We start from the raw sequence: 24,336 nt of genomic DNA on the forward strand, positions 1-24,336 counted from the left end.
GCCAGATCTGGAAGGCGGGTAACCGCTGGAGGTGACTGGTACTAATAAGCCGAGGGCTTGTCCATAGAGGCTCGCGTCCACTGTGTTGGTTCTGAAACCACGACCGTGTCATGTCCGGTTGGTTTTATAGTGTTTCGGTGGTTATTGCGTTAGGGAAACGCCCGGTTACATTCCGAACCCGGAAGCTAAGCCTTTCAGCGCCGATGGTACTGCAGGGGGGACCCTGTGGGAGAGTAGGACGCCGCCGAACAATTATTGTGATGAGGGCCCTGTACCGGCTAGGTACAGGGCCCTTTTCGCATTTCCCAAGACATTCCCCAGACACCCTTTTCGTTTCGATGGGTCTTTCCTGGTGGCTTTGCTGGTGCTGGTTGGGACAGACAAGCGGAAACCTCCAGGGCCGCTAGAGCCGGCCAGCTGCCTTCAAGGCGAGATAGGTGTCTGCGAGAGAGGGAGCAAGAAGCTCCGGTGGTGCGTCCACGACGGTTGCGGCGTAGCGCTCAAGCTGTTGTGCCGTTCGACGACGCTGATTCAGTGTCCGAAGTGCGGCAGCCGCCCCGTACACCGCTTGAATGTTGCCCCGCTCCAATGACATCTGCTGCACTTGTGGATCCATGACAGATGCGACGACCACGGTGTGGCGCTGTGCCAGTTGTGGGAGGACTGGGAGTAGTCCCTGCTCGATCGGGGCGGCATCCAGACCCGTGAGAAGCACGATCAGCGATCTCTGTGGCGCGCTTTTGAGGACGGCTGCAGCAAGTCCGCGGGTATCCGTCTCCACCAGTTCTGGTTCCAGCGGCGCCAGCGCGTCGACCATCGCAGGCAGGAGCTCATGTGCTGATCGCCTCAGCACCTGGGCCCGGATTCGACGGTCGTAGGCCAGCAGCCCAACCCGGTCGCCGGCACGGGACGCCAGTGCGGTGAGGAGCAGTGCGGCGTCCATCGCGGCGTCGAGCCGCGGCACGTCGCCGACCCGTCCTGCCGATGTTCGCCCGGTGTCGAGGACGATGAGGATGTGGCGGTCCCGTTCCGGCCGCCACGTCCTGACCGACAGCGTTGCCTGTCGGGCTGTTGCGCGCCAATCGATCGAGCGAGTGTCGTCGCCTGCCACGTACTCCCGCAGGCTGTCGAACTCGGTGCCCTGACCGCGCGACAGGACACTGGTGCGGCCGTCGAGTTCCCTCAGCCGAGCGAGACGTGAAGGCAAGTGCTTGCGGCTGGTGAAGGGCGGAAGGACACGGACCGTCCAAGGAACCCTGTGACTGCCTTGCCGCGCAGCGAGCCCCAGAGGGCCGTACGAGCGGACGGTGACGAGTTCCGCTCGACGGTCGCCACGGCGCGTGGGACGGAGCACAGTGCTCAAGCGACGTCGTTCACCCGCTGGGACGTTCAGCCGGTGCCGGGACGCTGCCTGTTCCGTACCCGGGGTCCAACTGCTCGGTGGCCAGGCGTCCCGCACCTGCCCACGGAGTGGTCTGGCGGACGGGTTGGAGACCGTGAGCTGTACATCCGCCTGCTCATTCAATCGAACAGTTGTGTCACCACTTCGGGTGAATCGAAGGGTTCGCACTGGCGCGGCAAGGAGGTAGTCGCACAAGATTGCTAGTGAGAGGGGGGCGTTGACGGCAAGCATCCCGGTCCAACTGGGCGCGAGGATGCCTACGGGGAGAGAGCCGAGAGCGGCGAGGAGTGCGGTTCGTCCGGTGAGGGTCATCTGCGCTCGTCTCAGCGGGGTACGGGGACATGGCTGAGGATTGCAGTGATGACGGAGTCCGGGGTCGTCCCTTCCATCTCCGCTTCGGGCCGCAGCTGGATCCGGTGTCGAAGTGTCGGCAGGGCCAGTGCCTTCACATCGTCGGGGATCACATAGTCCCGTCCCGTTAGCCACGCCCAAGCGCGTGAGGTGGACAGAAGGGCAGTTGCCCCGCGGGGAGACACTCCGAGGGCGAGTGAGGGGGATTGACGAGTGGCCCGACAAATATCGACGACGTATCCGGTGATCTCTGCCGAGACCGAGGTCTTGGCGACGGCGGCCCGGGCTTCTTCCAGATCCTTTGCACCGGCGACGGTCCGCAGGCCCGCGGCCTGAAGATCGCGTGGGTCGAACCCCTGGGAGTGACGGGTCAGGACCTGGATCTCGTCCTCACGTGAGGGCAGAGGGACCGTCAGTTTGAGCAGGAAGCGGTCGAGTTGGGCCTCGGGCAGGGGATACGTGCCTTCGTACTCGACGGGGTTCTGAGTCGCTGCGACGAGGAACGGATCAGGCAGGGGGCGAGGCGTGCCGTCGATGGTGACCTGGCGTTCTTCCATCGCTTCCAGCAGTGAGGACTGAGTCTTGGGCGGCGTTCGGTTGATCTCGTCCGCGAGGAGGAGGTTGGTGAACACCGGGCCGGGTTGGAAGGAGAAGTCGGCGGTGCGGGCGTCATAGACGAGTGAGCCGGTGACATCGCTGGGCATGAGGTCAGGCGTGAATTGAACGCGTTTGGTGTCGAGGTCCAGGGTTGCCGCCAGGGCGCGGACCAGAAGGGTCTTGGCGACTCCGGGCACGCCCTCTAGCAGGACGTGGCCGCGGCAGAGCAAGGCGACGACGAGCCCGGTGACAGCTGGGTCCTGGCCGACCACTGCCTTCGCGATCTCGGTGCGCAGGGCCTCTAGCGAGGCGCGGGCGCGGTCCGAATTCTCGGCTTCGGCTGGGTTCGGGGCGCTCATGAACGTCGTACCTCTCTTTCGAGGGCGTCGAGTTGGTCTGCCAGGAGGACGAGGCCGGCATCGTCGGGCGGTGCGGGGCCGAAGAGAAGGGGGGTGGGATCCGTCTCGGAGGGGATCCGGGCGGCTACAGCGGGGATTAGCACGGCGACGGAGTCCGCCTCGGCTGAGGGCACTCTGAGGAGCATGGCCAATCGGCTTCGGGCGGCGGCGCGTAGGACGGTTGCCGTGTGGTCGCGGGCGTTCGCCTGGTGGTAGAGCCGGGCGCGACCCTCCGTCGCCTCGGAGGCGCGAACGACGACCGGCAGTCGTTCGGTGATGAGTGGGCCGAGACGACGGCTTCTCCAGATGGCGGCCAGGACCGCGGCAAAGGTGAGTTGGAGCGTCGCCCAGAGCCAGCCCGATGGGATGAGTTCAAAGAATGTGTTCCCGCCGTCATCGCCGGGTGCCGTGGTGGAGCCGTCATGGAGCGAGGGGAGGTACCAAACGAGATGTTCGCGGGCGCCGAGGAGTTGGAGGGCGAGCGAGGCGTTGCCATGCTTCGCCAGTCGGTCGTTGTAGAGGATGTCGGCCGAGCCGAGCAGGATGGTGTCGCCTCGGTTGGGGGCGTCCAGACGGAGCAGGGTGGGGCGGCCGTCGCTGGGATAGCACCCGTCGGAGCCGGCGCCTGCCCCGGTCGTGTAGCTCCTCCCCCCGAGGTCGGCGGTGCCTGCCCTGTTCGCGGACGGGAAGGTGCACTGCGGGGCTCTGGGAGAAACGCGACCCGCAGAGCTGGTGTGGATGCCCGGTGCCAGGGTCGCGATGGACCCGGGTCCGGGGCCGAGCAGAACGGTGCGCCCTCCGGACGGGTCGATGGCGAAGTACAGGGCCTGCTGCTGTGCGTCGGTCAGCATGTCGGGATTCGTGACCAGCAGAGTCGTGTCCCTGCCCACGGAGGCGGTGGCTTCGTCGAGAGTTGTGACGACCCGGGTGGAGACGCCTCGTTCATCGAGGAGTTCGGCGATCGCGCGGCTGCCGAGGCGATCGGCGGAGCGAGGATCGAGGGTGCCGCGTGGTTCGTCAGAACGCAGCGCGGCCAGGGTGATGCCGCCGGCCACGATGATCAGGAGGGCGAGCAGCAGTCCGCGTGTGCGGTTCCACACCTGGCGGGTGGTGGGGGACATGGACGTCGTACCCGGAGCGGTCTCCGTCATCCGGCCTCATGGTGGGCACTGGCCAACTGGGGTCTGGCGCCTTCCAGGGCGGTGTCGAGTTCCAGCAGGCGTAGGTGGGCATCGCGGGTACCCGTACGGCCGCCGTACGTCACCTCGTCGAATGCCGTCGCGGCGGAGTGCAGCTCCGGGGAGTGCGCGGGAAGCGAGAGGCTGGCTTCTGCGGCTGCTTCGTCGGCAGTTCGTCCGGGGCGGGGTTCCAGCAGCGCACGTTCCTCCAGGGAGCGAACGATGGCCCGCATCCGTTCCTGGACAGCGGGAGTCCACTCCTTCTTGGCCGCATGGGAATCGGCTGCCGCGCGGTGCTCGGCGGCGCTGCGCGGGGAGTCGGCGAAGAGAGTGGCCGCCGTGCGACCGGCGCGGCGCGGTGGCCCGAGCCGCTTCCCGAGGGCGAAGAGCAGAGCGAGCACGATGAGGGCGATGACGACCACGCCGACCAGCCCGCCGGGTGTGGTCGTGGCGGCAGTGAACACGTCACCGATCCAGTCCCAGAAGCGGTCGACCGCGCGTTGGAGCAGATGGGGATCGTTCTCGTGGTACTCGGGCCGAGACAGTTCCCGTTCAGCAGCTTCGCGGGCGGGTGCGCGGGGGGTGTCAACCGGTACCTCGTCGCTGGCGCGGACGTGGTCCCGTGCTGTGTTCACACCCCCCGCGATGAGCACTCCATCAGCTCCTGTGTCCGCTGTCGGGGGACGGGGCCCCGTATCCGGGGACGCCTGCGGCCCGGGCGAGGTCGATGTCCAGGGCCTCCCTGCGGATCCGCTGGTCGATGTAGAGCAGCGCCGTCACTCCTGCGGAGATCGGATAGGTGATCGAGGAGGAGATGACGGCCCCGATGCCGGTGATGATCAGGAAGGGCCAGCCGAGGTCCGGGGCATCGTCGGTGAGGAGGCTGCTGAGGCCGTCGCCGTCCACTGCGAAGGCGGCCATGCTGAACGGGATCGCGATGATCATCGAGACGAGGAGCGTCAGCACCACGGTCAGGCTGAGGATGCCGAAGGTCCGCCACCAGGCGCCCTGGACGAGCTTGGCGGACCGGCGCATCGAGGCGATGATCCCTTGACGTTCCAGCATCAGCGCGGGCGATGCCAGAGCGAATCTGATCAGCAGCCAGACCATCGCGGGGAGTGCTAGGAGAGCTCCGAGCACCGCGAGGGCCACCCCCGCCTCACCGCCCACCACCAAGCCGGGGAGCATGGCCACGAAGATGATGGCACCGGCCATGAGCGGAAGCAGAAGGGTCAACCCGAGCAGTCTGGCCAGTCGGGGTCGGGCCTCGTGCCAGGACTCGGCGAGCGTCACCGGACGTCCCAGTACCGAACGGCTGATGACCACGGTGAGCAGGGCCGTCGTGAAGAGGGTGGCGATCAGGGTGATGCCCGCGGTGTAGCTCAGGGTGGCGGTGCTGGCGTCGAGGGCGGCTGCCAGGGTCTCGGTGTCGTCTGCGTTCTTGTCGATCGCGGGCGGCTCCGGGAGCAGATAGCGCTCGCCGAGGACGGTCGCGATCTGCGAGATCACGGAGACGCTGATGGTGATGCCCAGGACCGTGCGCCAGTGGGCGCGCAGGGTGGAGACGGCACCGTCGAGGATCTCACCGACGCCCAGGGGGCGCAGGGGGATGACGCCTGGCTTGGCGACGGACTGCGGTCCCCAGTTGCCGTGCGGTGGGCGGCCACCCCACCCGGGCGGGGGTGTGGCGCCGTGCTGGTTCTTCCCGGACGGGGCGGACCACTGCCCGGCCGGGGGTTGGTTGGTCGACCATTTGGAAGCGGGGCCGTTCTCGTCGGCGGGCCCGGCAGGCCGGGGCACTCCGGCATCCTGTTCACCGGAGTGAGCCGATCCGGGCGAAGCCCAGCCCGGAGTGTCGTTCACGGTCGTCCACCTCATGGCTTGGGTCGGGGACCGGCTCACGGAGCCGGCTTGTGCGCGGGGCCTGTCCGCGTATCAGTTCGGCAGGCAGGCAGCCATCGTGCCACGCGGGGCCGTTCGACGGTTGGGCCCCCGTATCTCCTTCTCTCCTTCAATGTCGGTGGCTCACCAGGCAGACTGGGCGGATGGCTGATCAGTACGCACAAAACCCGGCCCGCGGCGAACCGCCCAGGCTCTCCGTCCTTCGCTGGGACGAGTTGCCGGAAGGACCCGTGGTGGTGCTCCTCGACCAGACGCGGCTGCCCGCCGAGGAGACCGAGCTGGTCTGTACCGATGTACCCGCCTTGGTACAGGCGATCACGACGCTTGCCGTGCGGGGTGCGCCTCTCCTGGGCATCACCGGTGCCTACGGCGTGGCGCTCGCTGCTGCGCGGGGCTATGACGTGGAGGAAGCCGCGGCCCTGCTGGCGCACGCGCGGCCCACCGCGGTGAATCTGGCCCATGGAGTGCGGCGGGCTCTGGCCGCCCATCGTGCGGCGGCCGGAGGAGGCAGTGTCCAGGCGGCTCGGGCAGCGCTTGCGGAAGCCAGGGAGCTACATCGGCAGGACGCGGAGGCAAGTGCGAGCATGGCAGCCCACGGGCTCGCTCTGCTCGATGAGCTGCTGGCGGGAGGAAGTCACCGAATTCTCACTCACTGTAATACCGGGGCTTTGGTCTCGGGTGGCGAGGGCACTGCGTTCGCGGTGGCGCTCGCCGCCCATCGCGAGGGTCGATTGCGCCGGCTGTGGGTGGACGAGACACGACCGTTGCTGCAAGGTTCCCGATTGACCGCCTACGAGGCGGCGCGAAACGGTATGGCATACACCCTGCTCACCGACAACGCGGCGGGTTCGCTCTTCGCGGCGGGTCAGGTCGACGCCGTACTGATAGGCGCCGATCGGATCGCCGCGGACGGGTCGGTGGCCAACAAGGTGGGCAGCTACCCGCTCGCCGTCCTGGCCAGGTACCACCATGTGCCGTTCGTGGTGGTCGCCCCGACGACCACGATCGATCCGGACACACCGGACGGAGCCGGTATCGAGGTGGAACAGAGGTCTGGCCACGAGGTGACGGATGTGGCTGCCCCGCAGCTGCTGTCCGCCGGGCCGGGAGCGGTCGCGAGCACTTCGGTCGCGCCGCTGGGGACGCCGGCGTACAACCCGGCTTTTGATGTCACACCGCCCGAGCTGGTGACGGCGATCGTCACCGAGTCGGGGGTGTTGTCCCCTGTCACGGGGGGCGGAATTGCGGAGCTGTGTGCCAGGTCACGCCAGGTAACGATTAGCTAATGGGATGATGTCGTTTATGAAGGGACGAGTCCTTGTCGTCGATGACGACACCGCACTGGCCGAGATGCTCGGGATTGTGCTGCGTGGTGAAGGTTTCGAGCCGTCTTTTGTAGCGGACGGTGACAAGGCACTTGCCGCTTTCCGTGAAGCCAAGCCGGATCTTGTACTGCTGGACCTCATGCTCCCTGGCCGGGACGGCATCGAGGTCTGCCGTCTGATCAGGGCCGAGTCCGGCGTGCCCATCGTGATGCTCACCGCCAAGAGCGACACGGTGGACGTCGTCGTGGGCCTTGAGTCCGGTGCCGATGACTACATCATCAAACCGTTTAAACCGAAGGAGCTGGTGGCCAGGATCAGGGCGAGGCTGCGCAGGTCGGAGGAGCCCGCACCGGAACAGCTGGCCATCGGTGACCTCGTCATCGACGTGGCCGGCCATTCGGTGAAGCGGGAGGGCCAGTCGATCGCGCTCACCCCGCTTGAGTTCGATCTCCTCGTCGCACTCGCCCGCAAGCCGTGGCAGGTGTTCACCCGAGAGGTCCTGTTGGAACAGGTGTGGGGCTACCGTCACGCGGCTGACACCAGGCTGGTGAACGTCCACGTACAGCGGCTGCGCTCCAAGGTGGAGAAGGATCCCGAGCGCCCGGAGATCGTGGTGACCGTCCGTGGCGTCGGTTACAAGGCCGGGCCGAGCTGATATGCCTCACGGCAGTGTCGCTCCGCCGCCCGGGCAGCCGGGAGTCCGTACGGGGCGGACTGCCGGAAGTGAAACGTGGTCGTCGCGATTCGGTCGGTTGCTGCAAGGCGGCCGGTCGGATCGGGACGGTGAGCCAGGACGTCTTCTGCTGCGCCTCCTGATGCGCTGGGTACGTCGTCCGCTGCTGCCCGCAGTACGGCTCTGGCGTCGGAACATCCAGCTCCGGATCGTGGTCACCACCCTGTTGATGTCACTGGGCGTGGTCGTCGTGCTCGGATTCGTCGTGATCGGGCAGGTGCGCAACGGACTGCTCGACGCGAAGGGCAAGGCCGCCCAGAGTCAAGCCGCCGGCGGATTCGCCGTGGCCCGGGAGCGTGCCAATGCGCTGCTCGGGCCCGGCCCGGGCGGTGCGGACGGCGACGGTCAGGCCGCCACCAGTTCCTGGCGGTCCGATCTGGTGGAACAGCTCGCCAGCGGTGGCCAGGGCGCTTTCAACGTGGTCGCGCTGAGCCCTGAGCCCGTGGGTGAGGGCGGTCCCAACCACGGCCCGCGTACCTCTGGGGGCGTCGATGTCGCCTCCATCCCCGAGAAGCTCCGCACGACCGTGGGCCAGGGCACGGGGACGTACGAGACGTACATCCAGATCCAGTACAAGAACGACGAACGCGAACCGCAGGCCGGGCTGGTCGTCGGAACTCGACTCACCGATATCGAGAACAACCCGTACGAGCTGTACTACCTCTTCCCGCTCGCACAGGAGCAGCAGTCCCTGAAGGTCGTCAGGACGACACTGGCGACCGCAGGACTGTTCGTCGTGGTCCTGCTCGGCGCGATCGCCTGGTTGGTCGTCCGGCAGATCGTCACTCCCGTACGGATGGCCGCCGGAATCGCCGAACGGCTCTCCGCCGGGCGTCTCCAGGAACGGATGAAGGTGACGGGCGAGGACGACATCGCCCGACTCGGCGAAGCGTTCAACAAGATGGCCCAGAACCTTCAGCTCAAGATCCAGCAGCTGGAGGAGTTGTCACGGATGCAGCGTCGCTTCGTCTCCGACGTCTCCCATGAACTGCGCACCCCCTTGACCACGGTCCGTATGGCCGCGGACGTGATCCACGAGGCCCGTAGCGACTTCGATCCGGTGACCGCCCGCTCCGCCGAGCTGCTGGGTGATCAGTTGGACCGGTTCGAGTCGCTGCTCTCCGATCTGCTGGAGATCAGCCGCTTCGACGCGGGAGCGGCAGCGCTGGAGGCGGAAGCCATAGACCTGCGTGAGGTCGTGCGCCGGGTGATCGGCGGGGCGGAGCCTCTGGCCGAGCGCAAGGGCACCCGCATACGCGTGGTCGGTGACGAGCAACCCGTGGTGGCGGAGGCCGATGCCCGCCGGGTGGAGCGGGTGCTGCGGAATCTCGTGGTCAATGCCGTGGAGCACGGCGAAGGCCGTGACGTCGTGGTTCGGATGGCGGTCGCCGGCGGAGCCGTCGCGATCGCGGTGCGCGACTACGGCGTCGGACTCAAGCCGGGCGAGGCCACCCGGGTGTTCAACCGCTTCTGGCGGGCCGACCCGGCGAGGGCACGGACCACCGGGGGGACCGGGCTCGGACTGTCCATCGCCGTGGAGGACGCCCGGTTGCACGGCGGCTGGCTCCAGGCGTGGGGCGAGCCTGGCGGGGGTTCCCAGTTCCGGTTGACCCTGCCCCGTACCGCGGACGAGCCGCTGCGCGGATCACCGATACCGCTGGAACCGGAGGACTCACGCCAGAACCGCGAGCGGGCCGCGACCGCGCGGACCCCGGGTGCCGAGCCCAAGTCGAACGGGCGCTCGTTGACGTCGCTGCCCTCGCAGGCGGCGTCTTCCCACTCGCCGTTGTCCGTACCATCTCGGGTACCTCCACCGCCGAGGGCCGCCCCCGCGGGGGTGGATCCGGCTGCCCTGCCGGGAAGCGGTGCCCGTGTGGTGGCGCGCTCCACCGGCGGGCGCCAGGACGACACCGACACCGCCGTGGAAGCATTCGCGGACCAGGAGGACACGACTCGTGGGCGTTGAGCGTCAAGGTAGGAGTCGTCGCGGTACGTTGCGTCTCGGCGCGGTGCTGGGGGGTGGCGGCATGCTGCTCGCGGGGTGCGCCTCGATGCCCGAGAGCGGGGACGTCCGGGCCGTGAAGGCGTCGCCGCGGGCGGACTCCCAGGTCAGAGTGGATGCCGTACCGCCAAGGCCGGGTGCGACCCCCAGCGAGATAGTCGCCGGCTTCCTCGAAGCGATGACCAGCGACGACGCCAACTTTGCGACGGCTCGGACCTATCTCTCCGCGGAAATGGCCAAGGAGTGGCGGCCGGAGGCGGGGACGGTCGTACTGGCCTCCGCACCCAACCCGGGTGACGCGATCAAGGGTCGCCACGAGAACCCGGGGGTTGACTATCCGCTGCTCGGGCAGCAGATCGCGACGGTGGACGCGCAGCACGCGTACCAGGCGATCACTCCTACCGACTACCGGGCGACGATCCATCTCTCCACGCAGAACGGCCCGGAGGGGCCGGAGTGGCGCATCGACAACCTGCCTCCGGGGCTGGTCCTTGGTGCCTCCGACTTCCAGCGCAACTACCTGCCGGTGAACAAGTACTACTTCGCGGCCGGGCGCAACAACCGTGTCGCCGACCCGATCTTCATTCGCCAGCGGATGGACCCGGTGACGCTGATGGATCCGGTGACCCAGTCGGTTAAGGCCCTGCTCGACGGTCCGACGAACTGGTTGAAGCCCGTGGTCGAATCGTTCTTCCCGGCGGGCACGACGCTGAAGGAAGGCGTCAAGTCGCTGACCATCGACGACCGGAACGCGTTGAAGGTGCCGCTGAACAAGAAGGCGTCCAGCGTCGGCCGTCCGGAGTGCAACAAGATGGCGGCGCAGATCCTCTTCACCCTGAAGGACCTCTCGTCCACCCGGATCGGTCAGGTGGAACTCCAGCGCTCCGACGGCACTCAACTGTGCGTGCTCGACAGCGGTCAGCAGGACGGCTACGCACCGGAGCACTCGGCCGCGCGGGAGGGCAACCAGTACTTCGTCGACCAGAAGGGGCGCCTCGCCCTGTTGCCGCACGGTGCGAAGGAGACCTCCGACCCGGTACCGGGGGCGCTGGGGACCGGGCAGTTGCCGTTGGGGCCGATCGCCGTCGCCCGTGACGAGACCATCGCCGCCGCGGTCGCGCAGGATGGCCGTCAGCTGTTCGTCGCGCCGATCACCTCGACCGAGGCCCCGGCGACGACGCTCGTGCAGAGCAAGGGCAAGAGCCGCGACAACCGGCTGTCGGCGCCCAGTTGGGACGGCCGCGGCGACCTATGGGTGGCGGACCGGGACCCGGCCCAGCCGCGTCTGTTGATGTCGGTGGGCGGCGCCGCCGCTCCCCTCCCCGTCAACATAGCCCCGGAACTCGACGGTGCACGGATCGAATCCTTGAAGGTGTCCGTGGACGGTACGCGGATCGCCCTGCTGCTGGGAGAGCACGGTAAGACGACTCTGAAGATCGGCCGGGTGGAGCGCAAGGGGCCCAAGACCGCACCCGTGGTCACGGTCGCCGACCTCCGCCCCGCAGCCCCGCAGATGGAGACGGTGACCTCGGTCTCCTGGGCCGGCGCCAGCCGTCTGGTGGTGGTCGGCAAGGAGGCCGGTGGGGTGCAGCAGGTGCGCTACATCCAGACGAACGGCTTCAGCTCGCCTTCCGCGGAACTGCCGGGGCTGAACGGTGCGACTGCGGTCACCGCATCGGACGACGAGCAGCGACCCTTGGTGGCGCTCTCCGGGGACGGCATCGTGCGACTTCCGGCCGGCGCGGGCTGGCAGACGGTGGTCGTCAAGGGAGCCGGCTCGCACCCCGTCTATCCCGGCTGACCCCTCCACCGGGGACGTACGGCCCGGCGTGCTGCTCCTGGCGTACGGCCATGGGCACTCATAGCCCTGGGCACTGAGGAACAGAGCAGGTCAGCCCCTCTGTGGCGAGTTATCCACAGGAGTGGCGGGCGGGTCAGGACCTTGGCACAGTGGGTGCATGAGGGGGTGGTGGCAGGAGATCGCGGGCCTGGTGCTGCCAGCCGTCTGCGGTGGCTGTGGTGCTCTCCGCACGCCGCTGTGCGAAGAGTGCGCGCATGAGCTGTACGGCTCCGCTGCGCGTCGTGCGAGGCCGGCTCCAGAGCCCCGGGGCCTGCCTGTGGTGTACGCGGCTGCGCCGTACGCCGATGAGGTGCGTGCGCTCCTCATCGCGCACAAGGAGCGCGGGGTCCTGGGGCTGGCGCGCCCGCTCGGCTTGGCCCTGGCCGGGGCCGTGAGGGCCGTTGTCGCAGCGAGTCAGGAGGCAGCCGGGCCGCTGCTGCTCGTACCCATGCCGTCGGCCCGGCGAGCAGTGCGGGCCAGGGGGCACGATCCGGCCCGGCGGATCGCCTTGGCCGCTGCTTGCGAGCTGCGACGCGGGGGTCTGGAATCACGAGTGCTCCCGGTGTTGCGGCAACAGCGGGAGACCTTGGACCAGGCCGGCCTGACGGCGGCGCAGAGGGTGCAGAACCTCGCGGGGGCACTGGAGGTGGCCCCGGGCTCTCAGCGGCTACTGGAGGGGGGTAGGGCGGTGCTGGTGGACGATCTGATGACGACGGGTGCCTCTCTGACCGAAGCGGCGCGGGCCATCCGTGGGGCGACGGGTGGGGCGGGAGTGTCCGGGCCCCGGTCCCGGGGCGGGGGCTCGGTCGGATTCCCTGCCTCAGGGCCCCCTGCTTCTCCTACTGCACCAGTGGTGGCCCACGACGACTCACGGGCGGTGGGCGGAGCGTGGATCGGAAGAGCCTCGATGTCGAATGACGGGGACAGGATTGAGACGGGTGGTACAGGGGCACTTTCTGGATTCACACAGCTGTGCGCCGCGGTTGTCGCCGCGCCAGCGGTTTCCTTGGAAATAGAGCGGAACTGACTGGGTAGGCGCAACGTTGCAGGTAGTAAGAGATCAAAGTCCTCGGAATGGAGGTACGCGCTGGTAGCGGGTGCCGAGACCCAACCAATCGAGCTATGTTCGGTTGTGAGGACGTGCGAATAAGGAGGCCGTACCCCATCGAATGCACTGCCGGGCTTCTGGCCAGGGATTCGGGGCAACGAGAAACCTCGAAAGTCGATGGGGTGGGGATCTTGTCGACTGGGGAGGAGGAGGTGAAAGTCGCCTAGTCCGAGACTTCGGTACTCACCGAGGTCTGGTGCAAGAGGGAGACGCTCCGCAGCCGATGAGCGAGCGGAGCAATCCGGGAACGGAGTTCTGCGTGGACATCGTCGTCAAGGGCCGCAAGACCGAGGTACCCGAGCGGTTCCGCAAGCACGTGGCCGAGAAGCTGAAGCTGGACAAGATCCAGAAGCTCGACGCCAAGGTGATCAGCCTGGACGTTGAGGTGTCCAAGGAGCCCAACCCGCGGCAGGCCGAGCGGTCTGACCGTGTGGAGATCACCCTTCACTCCCGGGGTCCTGTGATCCGTGCGGAGGCCGCGGCCGGTGACCCGTATGCCGCTCTCGACCTCGCTACAGGCAAGTTGGAGGCGCGGCTGCGCAAGCAGCACGACAAGCGCCACACCCGCCGTGGCAACGGACGACTGTCGGCGGCCGAAGTGGTGGATGTGGTTCCCGGCGTCGCCGAACTGGATGCCCAAGGCCGCCCCCCGGCACCCGAGGTGCCGGAGACCATTCCCACCACCAAGATCGGCTCGCTCGAAGTGCAGGGCGAAGGACCGCTGGTGGTACGCGAGAAGGTCCATACGGCGGCACCCATGACGCTCGACCAGGCGCTCTACGAGATGGAGCTGGTCGGGCACGACTTCTATCTCTTCGTCGACTCGGAGACGAAGCAGCCCAGTGTCGTCTACCGACGACACGCTTACGACTACGGTGTCATCCACCTGGAGACCGACCCCCTGGCGGGCACTGACCAGGGCGGCGGCGGCGGAGGCGCGCTCGGCGGCTGACCCCGCCGTTCCCCTTTTGAACAGGAGTCGTGGTGCCCCTGAAGCGCCCTGTGCGCCGTCAGGGGCACCACTGTGCGACCCAAAGGATCACCGTTTCGCCGTCCGGGCATGAAAGCATGGCGGTGTAGTGCCAACCGGTGCGCCATGCACCGGTGTTGGTCAACCTGACATGCCCTTCAGGCCACTGCCTTCAGGGGGAGGAACGATGGCGCACAGCTTCGGGCCGGTGCACGACCACACGGCCGACGCCGGAGACAGAGTCGCCGGGGCCGACCCGGCTCCAGCGGGCAGCTCCCGCGGCGAGCCGATCCGGGTCCTCGTGGTGGACGACCACGCGCTCTTCCGGAGAGGGCTGGAGATCGTCCTCGCCCAGGAGGAGGACATCCAGGTCGTGGGCGAGGCGGGTGATGGTGCAGAAGCGGTGGACAAGGCCGCTGACCTGCTCCCCGACATCGTGCTGATGGATGTGAGGATGCCGCGTCGCGGTGGTATCGAAGCCTGTACCTCCATCAAGGAGGTGGCCCCCAGCGCGAAGATCATCATGCTGACGATCAGCGATGAGGAGGCGGATCTCTACGACGCCATCAAGGCGGGTGCCACCGGCTACCTCCTCAAGGAGATCTCCACCGACGAGGTGGCGACCGCCATCCGCGCTGTCGCCGACGGACAGTCCCAGATCAGTCCGTCGATGGCGTCCAAGCTCCTGACCGAGTTCAAGTCCATGATCCAGCGAACCGACGAGCGCCGTCTTGTGCCGGCGCCTCGGCTGACCGATCGCGAACTCGAAGTCCTCAAACTGGTCGCCACGGGGATGAACAACCGTGACATCGCCAAAGAGCTGTTCATCTCCGAGAACACGGTGAAGAACCACGTGCGCAACATCCTGGAGAAGCTCCAACTGCATTCACGGATGGAAGCCGTGGTCTATGCGATGCGCGAAAAGATCCTGGAGATTCGCTAGCGGCCGGCGCACCGCCGGCCGTTCTGGTTCGCTGCCGCCATGATCCGCTGTCACGACCAGCGTGTCGACGACGCGCCCGTGATTCCGATCAGGCCGTAGGGGCTCCTCAGACAACTCTGCCCTCCGAGTGGTTGACGGCCGTGGCCGTCAACGACGGTGGTTAGTCCTTTCCACCAGCCCCGCCGCTCAGAAAGCCGCGAGCGGCCGGGGGCGTCAGGCGAGGGCAGAGATGAGGGCGGGGGCGAGCTCCGCGTTGTCCACCCGCTCCACCCTCACGCTGTCGCAGCCCACCCACCCGGCCGCTTCCCGCAATGCCTGCGCCATGGGGGCCACTGCCTTCGGGGTGTCCAGCGACACCTGCCTGGCGACCAAGGTGGTGCCCTCGCGGGCGGGGTCCACCCGCCCCAACAGTCGTCCGCCGGACAGTAGAGGCATCGCGAAGTAGCCGTACACCCGCTTCGGTTTCGGTACGTATGCCTCAAGGCGATGGGTGAAGCCGAAGATGCGTTCCGTACGGGCGCGCTCCCAGATCAGTGAGTCGAACGGTGAGAGCAGAGTGGTGCGGTGGCGTCCTCGCGGCGTCGTGGCGAGGGCCCGGGGATCCGCCCATGCGGGCTTCGTCCAGCCCTCCACAGTGACCGGCACCAGACCGCTCTCGGCGATGACCGCGTCGAACTGCTCGCCCTTCAGACGGTGGTAGTCCGCGATGTCCGCTCTCGTCCCCACTCCCAGCGCTTCCCCGGCGAGCCGGACCAGGCGGCGCAGGCACTCCGAGTCGCTCAGCTCCACGTCGAGGAACTCAGCCGGGATCGCCCGCTCTGCCAGGTCGTACACGCGCTTCCAGCCGCGCCGCTCGGTGCAGACCACCTCACCGAACATCAGCGCCCGTTCCACGGCGACCTTGGAAGCCGACCAGTCCCACCACTCCCCGCCGTTCTTCGCGCCCCCCAACTCGGTCGCGGTCAAGGGGCCCTCCGTCTTCAGCTGCTTGATCACCGTCTCGTACGCGTCGTCCGGAAGGTCGTGGTGCCACTGTGGGCGGGCGCGATAGGCACGACGACGGAACGCGAAGTGAGGCCACTCCTCCACGGGCAGGATGCAGGCGGCGTGGGACCAGTATTCGAAGCTGTGACCGTCCGTCCAGTACGCGTCCTCGACGCTTCGGCGCTCCACCGCGCCCAGTCGTGCGTAGGGGATCAACTCATGCGAGCGCGCGAGCACCGAGATGGTGTCCAGCTGAACGGCGCCCAGGTGTCTCAGCACACCGCGCACCCCTGCCCGGCGGTCAGGCGCGCCGAGGAACCCTTGGGCGCGCAGCGCTATCCGGCGTGCCTCGTCGGCGGAGAGGTCGGCGGCTGGGGGCGGCAGCATGGTCATGCTCCGCACGATAGACGTGGGGACTGACAGTCGAGTACCCCGGTTCTCGTCATGAAGCCGTCAGGGCCGAGGTATCGGTGTTGCTCTGCTCGTCCGGTGTACTCGGTCCCGTTCGTTCGGTGCACCCGATCCCGTGCAGATGGTCACCGCTGAGCCGGCAGATAGGCGTACGGGCTGGTCAGGCCCAGGTCCGAGGGGAGCAGCGAGGCCACCCAGGTGTCCCGCAGCGTGTCCTTGTTCATCAGTGCGGCCCGCAGTGTGCCCTCGACGGTGAATCCGGCCTTCTCGGCGACAGCGCGCGATCCCGTGTTCCCCACCTCGGCCCGCCACTCCAGCCGGGTGGCGCCGAGCCGGGTGAAGGTCCAGTGGGCGAGGGCGGCGACGCTCTCCGCCATGATCCCGCGCCCGCGGTACTCCTTGGCCGTCCAGAAACCGATCTCCCACGTGCCCGAATAGGTGCGGAGCGTGACGGCGATCGACGCCATCAGGGGGCCGCCGGCTCGCGGGAGCACGGCGAAGGTGCACATGGTTCCGTTCGCCCAGCCCTCGGGCACGAGCTGTTCGGTGAATTCGGCGGCGTGTTCTCGGGCGTACGGGGAGGGCACGGTGGTCCAGCGTTGGATCTCAGGGTCCTGGCACGCCTGGTGGACCGCCTCCGTGTCGGCCGCGGTGAAGGTTCGCAGCAGGAGGTGCTCGGTGGTGAGTGTGATGGGGTCCATGGCCGGATTCTGGTGGGGACACCGGACGGATGCGAGCACTTTTCGCGCCTCACCGGCACCTTCCGCGCGTCCCGTGCGTTCTCCATGCGGGTAACGGCGACCCCTGCCGACCGCGGACCTCCCGGCCCGGTCCGTTCCTCGCTTACGATGGCCGTTGCGGTGGGGCCCGCCTGCCGTGCCCGTGCCAGTGTCCAATCACGACCTAGCCAGGCCCGATCGGCAAGGAGACCAGCCTCAGTGTCCGTCTTCAACAAGCTCATGCGTGCAGGCGAAGGCAAGATCCTGCGCAAACTGCACCGCATCGCGGACCAGGTCAACTCCATCGAAGAGGACTTCGTCAGCCTCTCCGACGCCGAGTTGCGGGCGCTTACGGAAGAGTACAAGCAGCGCTATGCCGACGGCGAAAGCCTCGACGACCTGCTTCCCGAGGCGTTCGCCACCGTCCGTGAGGCCGCCAAGCGCGTTCTCGGCCAGCGCCCCTACGACGTACAGCTGATGGGCGGCGCTGCGCTGCACCTCGGGTACGTCGCCGAGATGAAGACCGGTGAGGGCAAGACCCTCGCCGGCGCGCTGCCCACTTATCTGAACGCGCTCTCCGGCAAGGGCGTGCACCTGATCACGGTCAATGACTACCTGGCCGAGCGTGACTCCGAGGTGATGGGCAGGATCCACAAGTTCCTGGGCCTTGAGGTCGGCTGCATCCTCGCGAACATGACGCCCGCGCAGCGTCGCGAGCAGTACGCGTGTGACATCACCTACGGCACGAACAACGAGTTCGGCTTCGACTACCTCCGCGACAACATGGCCTGGTCGCAGGACGAGCTGGTCCAGCGCGGCCACAACTTCGCCGTGGTCGACGAGGTCGACTCGATCCTCGTCGACGAAGCCCGTACGCCGTTGATCATTTCCGGACCCGCGGACCAGGCCACCAAGTGGTACGGGGACTTCGCCAAGCTCGTCAAGCGACTGACCAAGGGCGAGCCGGGCAACCCCCTCAAGGGCATCGAGGAGACCGGCGACTACGAGGTCGACGAGAAGAAGCGGACCGTCGCCATCCATGAGTCCGGTGTCGCCAAGGTCGAGGACTGGCTGGGCATCGACAACCTCTACGAGTCGGTGAACACCCCTCTGGTCGGCTATCTGAACAACGCGATCAAGGCCAAGGAACTCTTCAAGAAGGACAAGGACTACGTCGTCATCGACGGCGAGGTCATGATCGTCGACGAGCACACCGGCCGAATCCTCGCCGGTCGCCGCTACAACGAGGGCATGCACCAGGCGATCGAGGCGAAGGAAGGGGTGGACATCAAGGACGAGAACCAGACCCTTGCCACGATCACCCTCCAGAACTTCTTCCTCCTCTACGGCAAGCTGTCCGGAATGACCGGTACCGCGATGACGGAAGCGGCCGAGTTCCACCAGATCTACAAGCTCGGTGTCGTTCCGATCCCCACGAACCGGCCGATGGTCCGCCAGGACCAGTCCGACCTCATCTACCGCACCGAGGTCGCCAAGTTCGCCGCCGTCGTCGACGACATCGAGGAGAAGCACGAGAAGGGGCAGCCGATCCTCGTCGGCACCACGTCGGTCGAGAAGTCCGAGTACCTCTCCCAGCAGCTCAACAAGCGCGGCATCCAGCACGAGGTGCTCAACGCCAAGCAGCACGACCGGGAAGCGATCATCGTCGCCCAGGCCGGCCGCAAGGGCGCTGTCACCGTCGCCACGAACATGGCCGGCCGTGGTACGGACATCAAGCTCGGTGGCAACCCCGACGACCTCGCCGAGGCGGAGCTGCGTCAGCAGGGCCTGGACCCGGTCGAGCACGTCGAGGAGTGGGCCGCGGCCCTCCCCTCCGCCCTGGAGAAGGCCGAGCAGGCCGTCAAGGCGGAGTTCGAGGAGGTCAAGGACCTCGGTGGGCTCTACGTACTGGGCACCGAGCGGCATGAGTCCCGTCGTATCGACAACCAGCTGCGCGGTCGTAGCGGGCGCCAGGGCGACCCCGGTGAGTCCCGCTTCTACCTCTCGCTCGGCGATGACCTGATGCGCCTGTTCAAGGCCCAGATGGTCGAGCGCGTGATGGCCATGGCCAATGTGCCCGACGACGTGCCGATCGAGAACAAGATGGTCACCCGCGCCATCGCCTCCGCGCAGTCGCAGGTCGAGCAGCAGAACTTCGAGACGCGTAAGAACGTCCTGAAGTACGACGATGTGCTCAACCGCCAGCGCAAGGTGATCTACGGCGAGCGTCGCCGCGTTCTGGAGGGCGAGGACCTGCACGAGCAGATCCGCCACTTCATGGACGACACCATCGACGCCTACATCCAGGCCGAGACCGTCGAAGGGTTCGCCGAGGAGTGGGACCTTGACCGGCTGTGGGGTGCGTTCAAGCAGCTCTACCCGGTGAAGGCCAGCATCGAGGAGTTGGAGGAGGCCGCCGGCGACCGCGTCGGAATCACGGCGGAATTCATCGCGGAGTCCATCAAGGACGACATCCACGAGCAGTACGACGAGCGGGAGAAGCAGCTCGGCTCCGAGATCATGCGCGAGCTGGAGCGGCGCGTGGTGCTGTCGGTCCTCGACCGCAAGTGGCGTGAGCACCTCTATGAGATGGACTACCTCCAGGAGGGCATCGGTCTGCGCGCGATGGCGCAGAAGGACCCCCTGGTGGAGTACCAGCGCGAGGGCTTCGACATGTTCACCGCGATGATGGACGGCATCAAGGAGGAGTCCGTCGGCTATCTGTTCAACCTGGAGGTCCAGGTCGAGCAGCAGGTCGAGGAGGTTCCGGTGGAGGACTCGGCGCAGCGCACCTCGCTCGACAAGACCGTGCCCGCCGCCCGTCCCGAGATCCGGGCGAAGGGCCTGGAGGCTCCGCAGCGCCCGAACCGGCTGCACTTCTCCGCCCCCACGGTGGACGGCGAGGGCGGTGTCGTCGAAGGTGACTTCGCCAACGACGACCAGCCGGCGCGCGGTGATTCGGACGGCATGACGCGGGCGGAGCGCCGTAAGGCGCAGCGCAGCTCGGGGCGTCGGCGCAAGAAGTAGGAGCGCTCCCGGGGGATGCCTCGGGACGGGCAGCCGGGCCGGACATCGCGACGATGTCCGGCCCGGCTTTTTTTCCTGAGCGTGCGTCGGGAGTCTCAGGCGAGCGCGGGCCGGCGCCTGGAGAAAGAACCCCGCCACCGTCTGCGGCGCCGCGGACCCGCTGTTCGGGCGGACGGCGTCGTATCGCCGGGCACGGCTCAGCCGGGAACGCCGATCCTCTCGCCCCCGAGTTCCACGGCGGCGCACCGCCAGCGCTGGTCGGCGCCCTGTTCGAGGCGGAAGGCCATGGCGCTCACCCGGTCTCCCGAACCGATGCGGGCAAAGGCTTCGATCACCCCGGGCCCGGGGTGGTACTCACCGCAGTGGCGTACGACGGGAGTGACCCGGTCCGCGGGGCGCAGGGGCGCCCCTGGTGCCAGCCGTACGAGCTGTTCGTACGCCTCTCCGATGGTGTGGCCCAACATCCAGTGCACGGGCCGTTGGCCGCTGAGCACCGCGAGCAGGCGGTCGGCGAACCAGTAGTGCGGTCGGTCCTGGCGTCGTGCGCGGGCCGTCGCGGATGCTGCGACGGCGGCGGGCCTGCGCTGGTCGCGTCGGCCTGCTGGCCGTGTCCTGTCCATGGTGTCGCCCCCGTTGGCTGGGCCCGGCCAATTCCTACCGGGCGGTAACTTCGTGTTGATCTTTTACGGTGCCCGGCAGGCGGACGCAAGGGCCCGCTCGCCGGGCAGGGCGTCGGCGAAAGATCACCTATCAGGGTGAGGAGAGCGAGTTCGGGCCCTGGTCGCCGTGGCATGGAGAGGCCGGAGGTGGACGGTTCTCGGGCCCCCAAGGGCACTCCGAAGGGGGACCTCGCACGTATCCTGAGGGCGTCTGTCGACTAGGAAAGCGGTCAGCCCATGCGTGTCTACGTCCCCCTGACGCTCTCCGGTCTCGCGGAGGCGCACAAGGTCGGTGAGCTGGGCCCGGGCCCGGTGGTGGCGTACGGCGTCACGCCCGGACTGCGCGAGTGGTACCTCTCCGACGACGTGGAGGAACTGGAGTACGCGGCCCTCAACCGTGCCGCCGCCGCCTCGCTGCGAATGATCGCCGGACGCCCGGACGAGCGCCGACGGCGGGTCGTGGTGGCGGTGGACATCGCTGACCAGGACGCCGTCGCGGACCCCGATCGTGCCCTCGACGCCAGTTCGCTCGGTGAGGTGAGCATCGCCGCCGCGGTGTCGTTGACGAAGGCTGCGGCAGTGCACGTGGACGCGGACGATGCCGTGGACGACGTGACGGCCGCCGCGGCGGCCCTCGGCGCGGCGGATCAGGGCGATGACGACGCCCAGTTCACCGTCGACGGGGCAGAGGACCACGAACTGCTCTGGTACGGCGTGCAGGAGATCCCGGCGCTGGTCGAGTGATCGTCCGGGCCGACACCGGCTGATGGCTGAGTTGCGGATTTCGTCCGGCCCGGGCCGATTGTCAGACCCGGCGGGTACGGTTTTTCCATGGGGAAGCACAGGGGCACTCACGATGCCCATCTCGTCTGGGACTGGAACGGCACACTGCTCGACGACATCACCGCGGTCATCGGGGCGACGAACGCTGCGTTCGCGGAGATAGGTCTCGCGCCGATCACGCTGGAGCGCTACCGCGAGATGTACTGCGTGCCGGTTCCCCGGTTCTACGAGCGGTTGCTGGGGCGGCTGCCGACGGACGAGGAGTGGGACTCCATGGACGGGATCTTCCACCGGTACTACAGCGAGCACCGGATCGGCTGCGGGCTGACCCAAGGGGCGGAAGAACTGCTGGGGGAGTGGCGCCGGGCGGGGCGCAGCCAGTCCCTGCTCAGCATGTTCGGGCACGACGAGCTGATTCCGATCGTCCGTGGATACGGCATCGAGGAACACTTCCTACGGGTGGAGGGGCGCAGGGGGCGTTCCGGTGGCTCCAAGGCGATCCATATGGCGGCCCACCTCGCAGCACTGGCCGATGCCACCGCTCCGGAGCGCACGGTGGTCATCGGCGATGCGGCCGATGACGCGATAGCGGCGGCACACGTGGGGGCGCGGGCCGTGCTGTACACGGGGGGATCGCACAGCAGGGCGAGTCTTGAGTCGGTGGGGGTGCCGGTGGTGGACACTCTGGAAGAGGCGGTCGAGGTCGCGATAGACCTCGTGGCGTAACTGCGCTGGTCCTAAGGGGGCCGATGCGTGCGGCGCCTGGCCTGGGTCGAGGCCCGGGGCAGCCCCAGCCGCTCCCGTACGGCTGGAGCATCGGTCGGATGGCCCGCCCGGGCGAGGGGTCCGGAACGCGCAGGCACGCACCCTGTTCTGTCTGCACGGACTAGTTGTATTGACCCGCAACGTTGTTGACGCGGCTGATGGGCGGCTTGCCGGCCAGTGCGGTGTGGCAGCGGTGGTGGTTGTAGGTGTGGAGGAAGTCTGCCAGGGCTTCGGTCCGCTCGTCGTTTGAGGTGTAGGGCCGCAGGTAGGCCCACTCGTCCAGCAGGGTGCGGTTGAAGCGTTCGACCTTGCCGTTGGTCTGCGGCCGGTAGGGGCGGATCTTCTTGTGGGTGATGCCGGCCGTGGTCAGGGCCTGGGTGAACAGCTTGGACTTGTAGCAGGAGCCGTTGTCGGTCAGGACGCGTTCGACGGTGATGCCGTGGGCCGCGAAGAACGCGTTCGCCCGTTCCCAGAAAGCGATGGCGGTGTGTTGGCGTTCGTCGGGCAGGACTTCGCTGTAGGCCAGGCGGGAGTGGTCGTCGATGGCGGAGTGGATGTGGCTGTAGCCGATCATGGGGGTGCTGCTTTTGCGCTGGTCGGTGGTGGCCTGGCGGTTGCGGTCGCCGGCTGTGCGGCCGACGACGCGCCAGCCGCCGCCGTCGGGGATGTTGCCGAGCTTCTTGATGTCGACGTGGACCAGCTCGCCCGGTCGGGCTCGTTCGTAGCGGCGGATGATCCGGCCGGTGGGCCGGTCCATGAAGGCCAGGCGGTTGATGCCGTGTCGCACGAGGATCCGGTGGACCGTCGAGGTGGGCAGCCCCAGGATCGGACCGATACGGGCCGGCCCCAGCTTGCGGTCGGTCCTCAGGCGGTAGACCTCGGCCTCGGTCGCTGCCGTTGTGCGATGCGGGGTGCTGGCGGGACGGCTGGAGCGGTCGTGCAGTCCGGCGTCGCCCTCGGACCGCCATCGGCGGACCCATTTGTGAGCTGTGGGCCTGGATATGCCCATCTCGGCCGCCACATGCGCGACCGGGCGACCCGCCAGGACGCGTTCGACCAGGATCCGCCTGCCGTGCACGGTCAAGCGGGCATTACGGTGTGACACGAAGACCTCCGTGCGGTGCAGTCCTAGACACCTCCACCACACCGGAGGTCTTCGCCATGATCAAGACCTGATCCGAGTTAACAACGCTCGTGGCCAATACACCTAGTCCGTCTGTTATGCCTGCACGGACTAGTCCCTCCGGGCCGGGCCACCACCCACGGCTTCGAGAGGTTGCCCCAGTGGTGGACCGGGCGGTTTGCTCTCTCCGGCGTTACATGCCCCTACGACGGAGCTCGGTTCACTCCTTGGCGGTCGTCGCCAGCACCCTGATGAACTCCCGCATCCAGGAAGGGTGATCGGGCCATGCACGAGAGGAGACGAGAGTGCCGTCCACCACTGCTTCCGCATCCTGGAAGCTCGCACCCGCAGCCTGCATATCCAGTTCCAGGGCCGGATAGGCGGTGACCCTACGACCCTCCAGACCACCGATCGCCGCCGTCAGTAGCGGACCGTGGCAGATCTGGGCCACCGGCTTGTCGGCGTCGAAGAATGCCTTGAGGATCTTGCGTAGTTCCGGATCGTTGCGCAGGTACTCAGGGGCTCGACCACCCGGAATGACCACGGCCACATAGTCCCCCGGATCCACTTCGGAGAAGGCCAGGTCGGCAGGCCAGGTATAGCCCGGCTTCTCGGTGTACGTGTCGAAACCCGGTTCGAAGTCGTGCACCACGAACTGGAGCTTCTTGCGAGTGGGGGCCGCGATGTGCACCTCGTACCCCTCCTCCAGCAGCCGCTGGTACGGATAGAGCACCTCCAGGGACTCTGCTGCGTCGCCGGTGACGATCAGGACCTTGGCTGTCATGGGCTGCTCCCGGTGTCGGGCTGGCGGGCCTGTCGGGGCCCGGAAAGGGCGTTCCCGGGCGGCGGCAGGGCCGTCCGCGGTGACTGTGTGTCGTCAGCCGCCAACCTGCACCTCCCGGGACTGTTTGCCAAGAGGGCCTGTGTCGCTGTGCAGAGTGTCAAACTTCGCACCCCTCTTTTGTACACATAAGGCTCATGACGCTTCGGGGGTGCGGGGCGATAGCCTGGAGCCGTGATCAGTGCGATACGCCCTGGGGGCAGCGAAGCCCCCAGCCTTCGCCCGGAGCGCCACCGCGCCGGGGCAGTCGCCGATCCCCCAGCCCCTTGCCGATT

At 67.6% G+C, this 24,336-nt stretch carries 19 protein-coding genes and 1 rRNA gene; 10 read left to right on the forward strand and 10 right to left on the reverse strand.

Features of this window, described 5'->3' with window-relative positions; all coding sequences use genetic code 11:
• The first annotated feature begins 133 nt into the window (after positions 1-133).
• Positions 134-250: ribosomal RNA gene (rrf, locus tag ACFXJL_RS08070) — 5S ribosomal RNA — on the forward strand.
• A 153-nt stretch (positions 251-403) separates the two neighbouring features.
• Here rrf and ACFXJL_RS08075 read toward each other — a convergent pair.
• The 5 genes from ACFXJL_RS08075 to ACFXJL_RS08095 are packed head-to-tail and all read right to left on the reverse strand — an operon-like array spanning position 404 to position 5,789.
• The gene (locus ACFXJL_RS08075; RefSeq protein WP_358877339.1) at positions 404-1,714 is read right to left on the reverse strand and encodes a DUF58 domain-containing protein; all 1,311 of its coding nucleotides are present in this window, start codon (positions 1,712-1,714) and stop codon (positions 404-406) included.
• Between the two features lie 11 nt (positions 1,715-1,725).
• Complete coding sequence (locus ACFXJL_RS08080) at positions 1,726-2,709, reverse strand: AAA family ATPase (RefSeq protein WP_384690354.1); 984 nt, start codon at positions 2,707-2,709, stop codon at positions 1,726-1,728.
• Positions 2,706-3,899: a DUF4350 domain-containing protein gene (locus ACFXJL_RS08085; RefSeq protein ID WP_384690357.1), complete on the reverse strand. Its 1,194-nt coding sequence runs from the start codon at positions 3,897-3,899 to the stop codon at positions 2,706-2,708. The genes ACFXJL_RS08080 and ACFXJL_RS08085 overlap by 4 nt, the downstream gene beginning before the upstream one ends.
• Positions 3,896-4,561: a DUF4129 domain-containing protein gene (locus tag ACFXJL_RS08090; protein WP_384690360.1), complete on the reverse strand. Its 666-nt coding sequence runs from the start codon at positions 4,559-4,561 to the stop codon at positions 3,896-3,898. Before ACFXJL_RS08090 ends, ACFXJL_RS08085 begins: the two co-directional genes overlap by 4 nt.
• A 22-nt stretch (positions 4,562-4,583) precedes the next feature.
• The gene (locus ACFXJL_RS08095) at positions 4,584-5,789 is read right to left on the reverse strand and encodes a hypothetical protein (RefSeq protein WP_384690363.1); all 1,206 of its coding nucleotides are present in this window, start codon (positions 5,787-5,789) and stop codon (positions 4,584-4,586) included.
• A 182-nt stretch (positions 5,790-5,971) separates the two neighbouring features.
• Here ACFXJL_RS08095 and mtnA point away from each other — a divergent pair, with 182 nt between their 5' ends.
• The 6 genes from mtnA to ACFXJL_RS08125 all read left to right on the forward strand — a co-directional run bounded on the left by mtnA (position 5,972) and on the right by ACFXJL_RS08125 (position 14,749).
• Positions 5,972-7,114: an S-methyl-5-thioribose-1-phosphate isomerase gene (gene mtnA / locus ACFXJL_RS08100; protein WP_384690366.1), complete on the forward strand. Its 1,143-nt coding sequence runs from the start codon at positions 5,972-5,974 to the stop codon at positions 7,112-7,114.
• A gap of 4 nt (positions 7,115-7,118) precedes the next feature.
• Positions 7,119-7,808 carry a two-component system response regulator MtrA gene (mtrA, locus tag ACFXJL_RS08105; RefSeq protein ID WP_329019759.1) on the forward strand — a complete coding sequence of 230 codons (690 nt, stop codon included), beginning with the start codon at positions 7,119-7,121 and terminating at the stop codon, positions 7,806-7,808.
• A gap of 1 nt (position 7,809) precedes the next feature.
• Positions 7,810-9,852 (forward strand): MtrAB system histidine kinase MtrB, encoded by a 2,043-nt coding sequence (mtrB, locus tag ACFXJL_RS08110; protein WP_384690369.1) that lies wholly within the window; start codon positions 7,810-7,812, stop codon positions 9,850-9,852.
• Positions 9,853-9,913: 61 nt separating this feature from the next.
• Positions 9,914-11,689, forward strand: a complete 1,776-nt coding sequence (locus tag ACFXJL_RS08115; RefSeq protein WP_384690372.1) for an LpqB family beta-propeller domain-containing protein — start codon at positions 9,914-9,916, stop codon at positions 11,687-11,689.
• A 1,406-nt stretch (positions 11,690-13,095) separates the two neighbouring features.
• Positions 13,096-13,788, forward strand: coding sequence for a ribosome hibernation-promoting factor, HPF/YfiA family (gene hpf / locus ACFXJL_RS08120; RefSeq protein ID WP_358877559.1), 693 nt, complete (start codon positions 13,096-13,098; stop codon positions 13,786-13,788).
• Positions 13,789-13,993: 205 nt separating this feature from the next.
• On the forward strand, positions 13,994-14,749 hold the full coding sequence (locus ACFXJL_RS08125; protein ID WP_329019754.1) for a response regulator transcription factor: 756 nt from the start codon (positions 13,994-13,996) through the stop codon (positions 14,747-14,749).
• Between the two features lie 213 nt (positions 14,750-14,962).
• Here the strand turns inward: ACFXJL_RS08125 and ACFXJL_RS08130 are convergent, their stop codons facing one another.
• The gene (locus ACFXJL_RS08130) at positions 14,963-16,126 is read right to left on the reverse strand and encodes a DNA glycosylase AlkZ-like family protein (RefSeq protein WP_358877347.1); all 1,164 of its coding nucleotides are present in this window, start codon (positions 16,124-16,126) and stop codon (positions 14,963-14,965) included.
• A 143-nt stretch (positions 16,127-16,269) separates the two neighbouring features.
• The gene (locus ACFXJL_RS08135; RefSeq protein ID WP_384641648.1) at positions 16,270-16,845 is read right to left on the reverse strand and encodes a GNAT family N-acetyltransferase; all 576 of its coding nucleotides are present in this window, start codon (positions 16,843-16,845) and stop codon (positions 16,270-16,272) included.
• 237 nt (positions 16,846-17,082) lie between these two features.
• Between ACFXJL_RS08135 and secA the strand changes: the two genes are divergently transcribed.
• Complete coding sequence (gene secA, locus ACFXJL_RS08140) at positions 17,083-19,890, forward strand: preprotein translocase subunit SecA (protein WP_358877349.1); 2,808 nt, start codon at positions 17,083-17,085, stop codon at positions 19,888-19,890.
• A gap of 197 nt (positions 19,891-20,087) precedes the next feature.
• On the opposite strand, the gene ACFXJL_RS08145 is transcribed toward secA, so the two are convergent.
• Complete coding sequence (locus ACFXJL_RS08145) at positions 20,088-20,510, reverse strand: Rv3235 family protein (RefSeq protein ID WP_329019743.1); 423 nt, start codon at positions 20,508-20,510, stop codon at positions 20,088-20,090.
• A 276-nt stretch (positions 20,511-20,786) separates the two neighbouring features.
• Between ACFXJL_RS08145 and ACFXJL_RS08150 the strand changes: the two genes are divergently transcribed.
• Both ACFXJL_RS08150 and ACFXJL_RS08155 read left to right on the forward strand, forming a co-directional pair.
• Complete coding sequence (locus tag ACFXJL_RS08150) at positions 20,787-21,293, forward strand: DUF6912 family protein (RefSeq protein ID WP_358877350.1); 507 nt, start codon at positions 20,787-20,789, stop codon at positions 21,291-21,293.
• 87 nt (positions 21,294-21,380) lie between these two features.
• The gene (locus ACFXJL_RS08155) at positions 21,381-22,058 is read left to right on the forward strand and encodes an HAD family hydrolase (RefSeq protein WP_384690378.1); all 678 of its coding nucleotides are present in this window, start codon (positions 21,381-21,383) and stop codon (positions 22,056-22,058) included.
• Between the two features lie 160 nt (positions 22,059-22,218).
• Here ACFXJL_RS08155 and ACFXJL_RS08160 read toward each other — a convergent pair whose 3' ends face one another.
• Together ACFXJL_RS08160 and ACFXJL_RS08165 are read right to left on the reverse strand one after the other, a co-directional pair.
• Positions 22,219-23,202, reverse strand: coding sequence for an IS481 family transposase (locus tag ACFXJL_RS08160; protein ID WP_384690381.1), 984 nt, complete (start codon positions 23,200-23,202; stop codon positions 22,219-22,221).
• Between the two features lie 238 nt (positions 23,203-23,440).
• Positions 23,441-24,004, reverse strand: coding sequence for a DJ-1/PfpI family protein (locus tag ACFXJL_RS08165; protein ID WP_358877352.1), 564 nt, complete (start codon positions 24,002-24,004; stop codon positions 23,441-23,443).
• Between the last annotated feature and the right edge of the window lie 332 nt (positions 24,005-24,336).

Source organism: Streptomyces sp. NPDC059256 (assembly GCF_042753785.1).
Taxonomy (GTDB): Bacteria; Actinomycetota; Actinomycetes; order Streptomycetales; family Streptomycetaceae; genus Streptomyces.

Excerpts from the sequence above, each read along its gene's own strand:
- mtnA (WP_384690366.1), top strand. The coding sequence starts at position 5,972 with ATGGCTGATCAGTACGCACAAAACCCGGCCCGCGGCGAACCGCCCAGG.
- ACFXJL_RS08150 (WP_358877350.1), top strand. The coding sequence starts at position 20,787 with ATGCGTGTCTACGTCCCCCTGACGCTCTCCGGTCTCGCGGAGGCGCAC.
- ACFXJL_RS08130 (WP_358877347.1), bottom strand. The coding sequence starts at position 16,126 with ATGACCATGCTGCCGCCCCCAGCCGCCGACCTCTCCGCCGACGAGGCA.
- ACFXJL_RS08155 (WP_384690378.1), top strand. The coding sequence starts at position 21,381 with ATGGGGAAGCACAGGGGCACTCACGATGCCCATCTCGTCTGGGACTGG.
- mtrB (WP_384690369.1), top strand. The coding sequence starts at position 7,810 with ATGCCTCACGGCAGTGTCGCTCCGCCGCCCGGGCAGCCGGGAGTCCGT.
- ACFXJL_RS08115 (WP_384690372.1), top strand. The coding sequence starts at position 9,914 with ATGCTGCTCGCGGGGTGCGCCTCGATGCCCGAGAGCGGGGACGTCCGG.
- ACFXJL_RS08085 (WP_384690357.1), bottom strand. The coding sequence starts at position 3,899 with ATGACGGAGACCGCTCCGGGTACGACGTCCATGTCCCCCACCACCCGC.
- ACFXJL_RS08080 (WP_384690354.1), bottom strand. The coding sequence starts at position 2,709 with ATGAGCGCCCCGAACCCAGCCGAAGCCGAGAATTCGGACCGCGCCCGC.
- ACFXJL_RS08135 (WP_384641648.1), bottom strand. The coding sequence starts at position 16,845 with ATGGACCCCATCACACTCACCACCGAGCACCTCCTGCTGCGAACCTTC.
- ACFXJL_RS08165 (WP_358877352.1), bottom strand. The coding sequence starts at position 24,004 with ATGACAGCCAAGGTCCTGATCGTCACCGGCGACGCAGCAGAGTCCCTG.
- ACFXJL_RS08125 (WP_329019754.1), top strand. The coding sequence starts at position 13,994 with ATGGCGCACAGCTTCGGGCCGGTGCACGACCACACGGCCGACGCCGGA.
- mtrA (WP_329019759.1), top strand. The coding sequence starts at position 7,119 with ATGATGTCGTTTATGAAGGGACGAGTCCTTGTCGTCGATGACGACACC.
- ACFXJL_RS08075 (WP_358877339.1), bottom strand. The coding sequence starts at position 1,714 with ATGACCCTCACCGGACGAACCGCACTCCTCGCCGCTCTCGGCTCTCTC.
- ACFXJL_RS08145 (WP_329019743.1), bottom strand. The coding sequence starts at position 20,510 with ATGGACAGGACACGGCCAGCAGGCCGACGCGACCAGCGCAGGCCCGCC.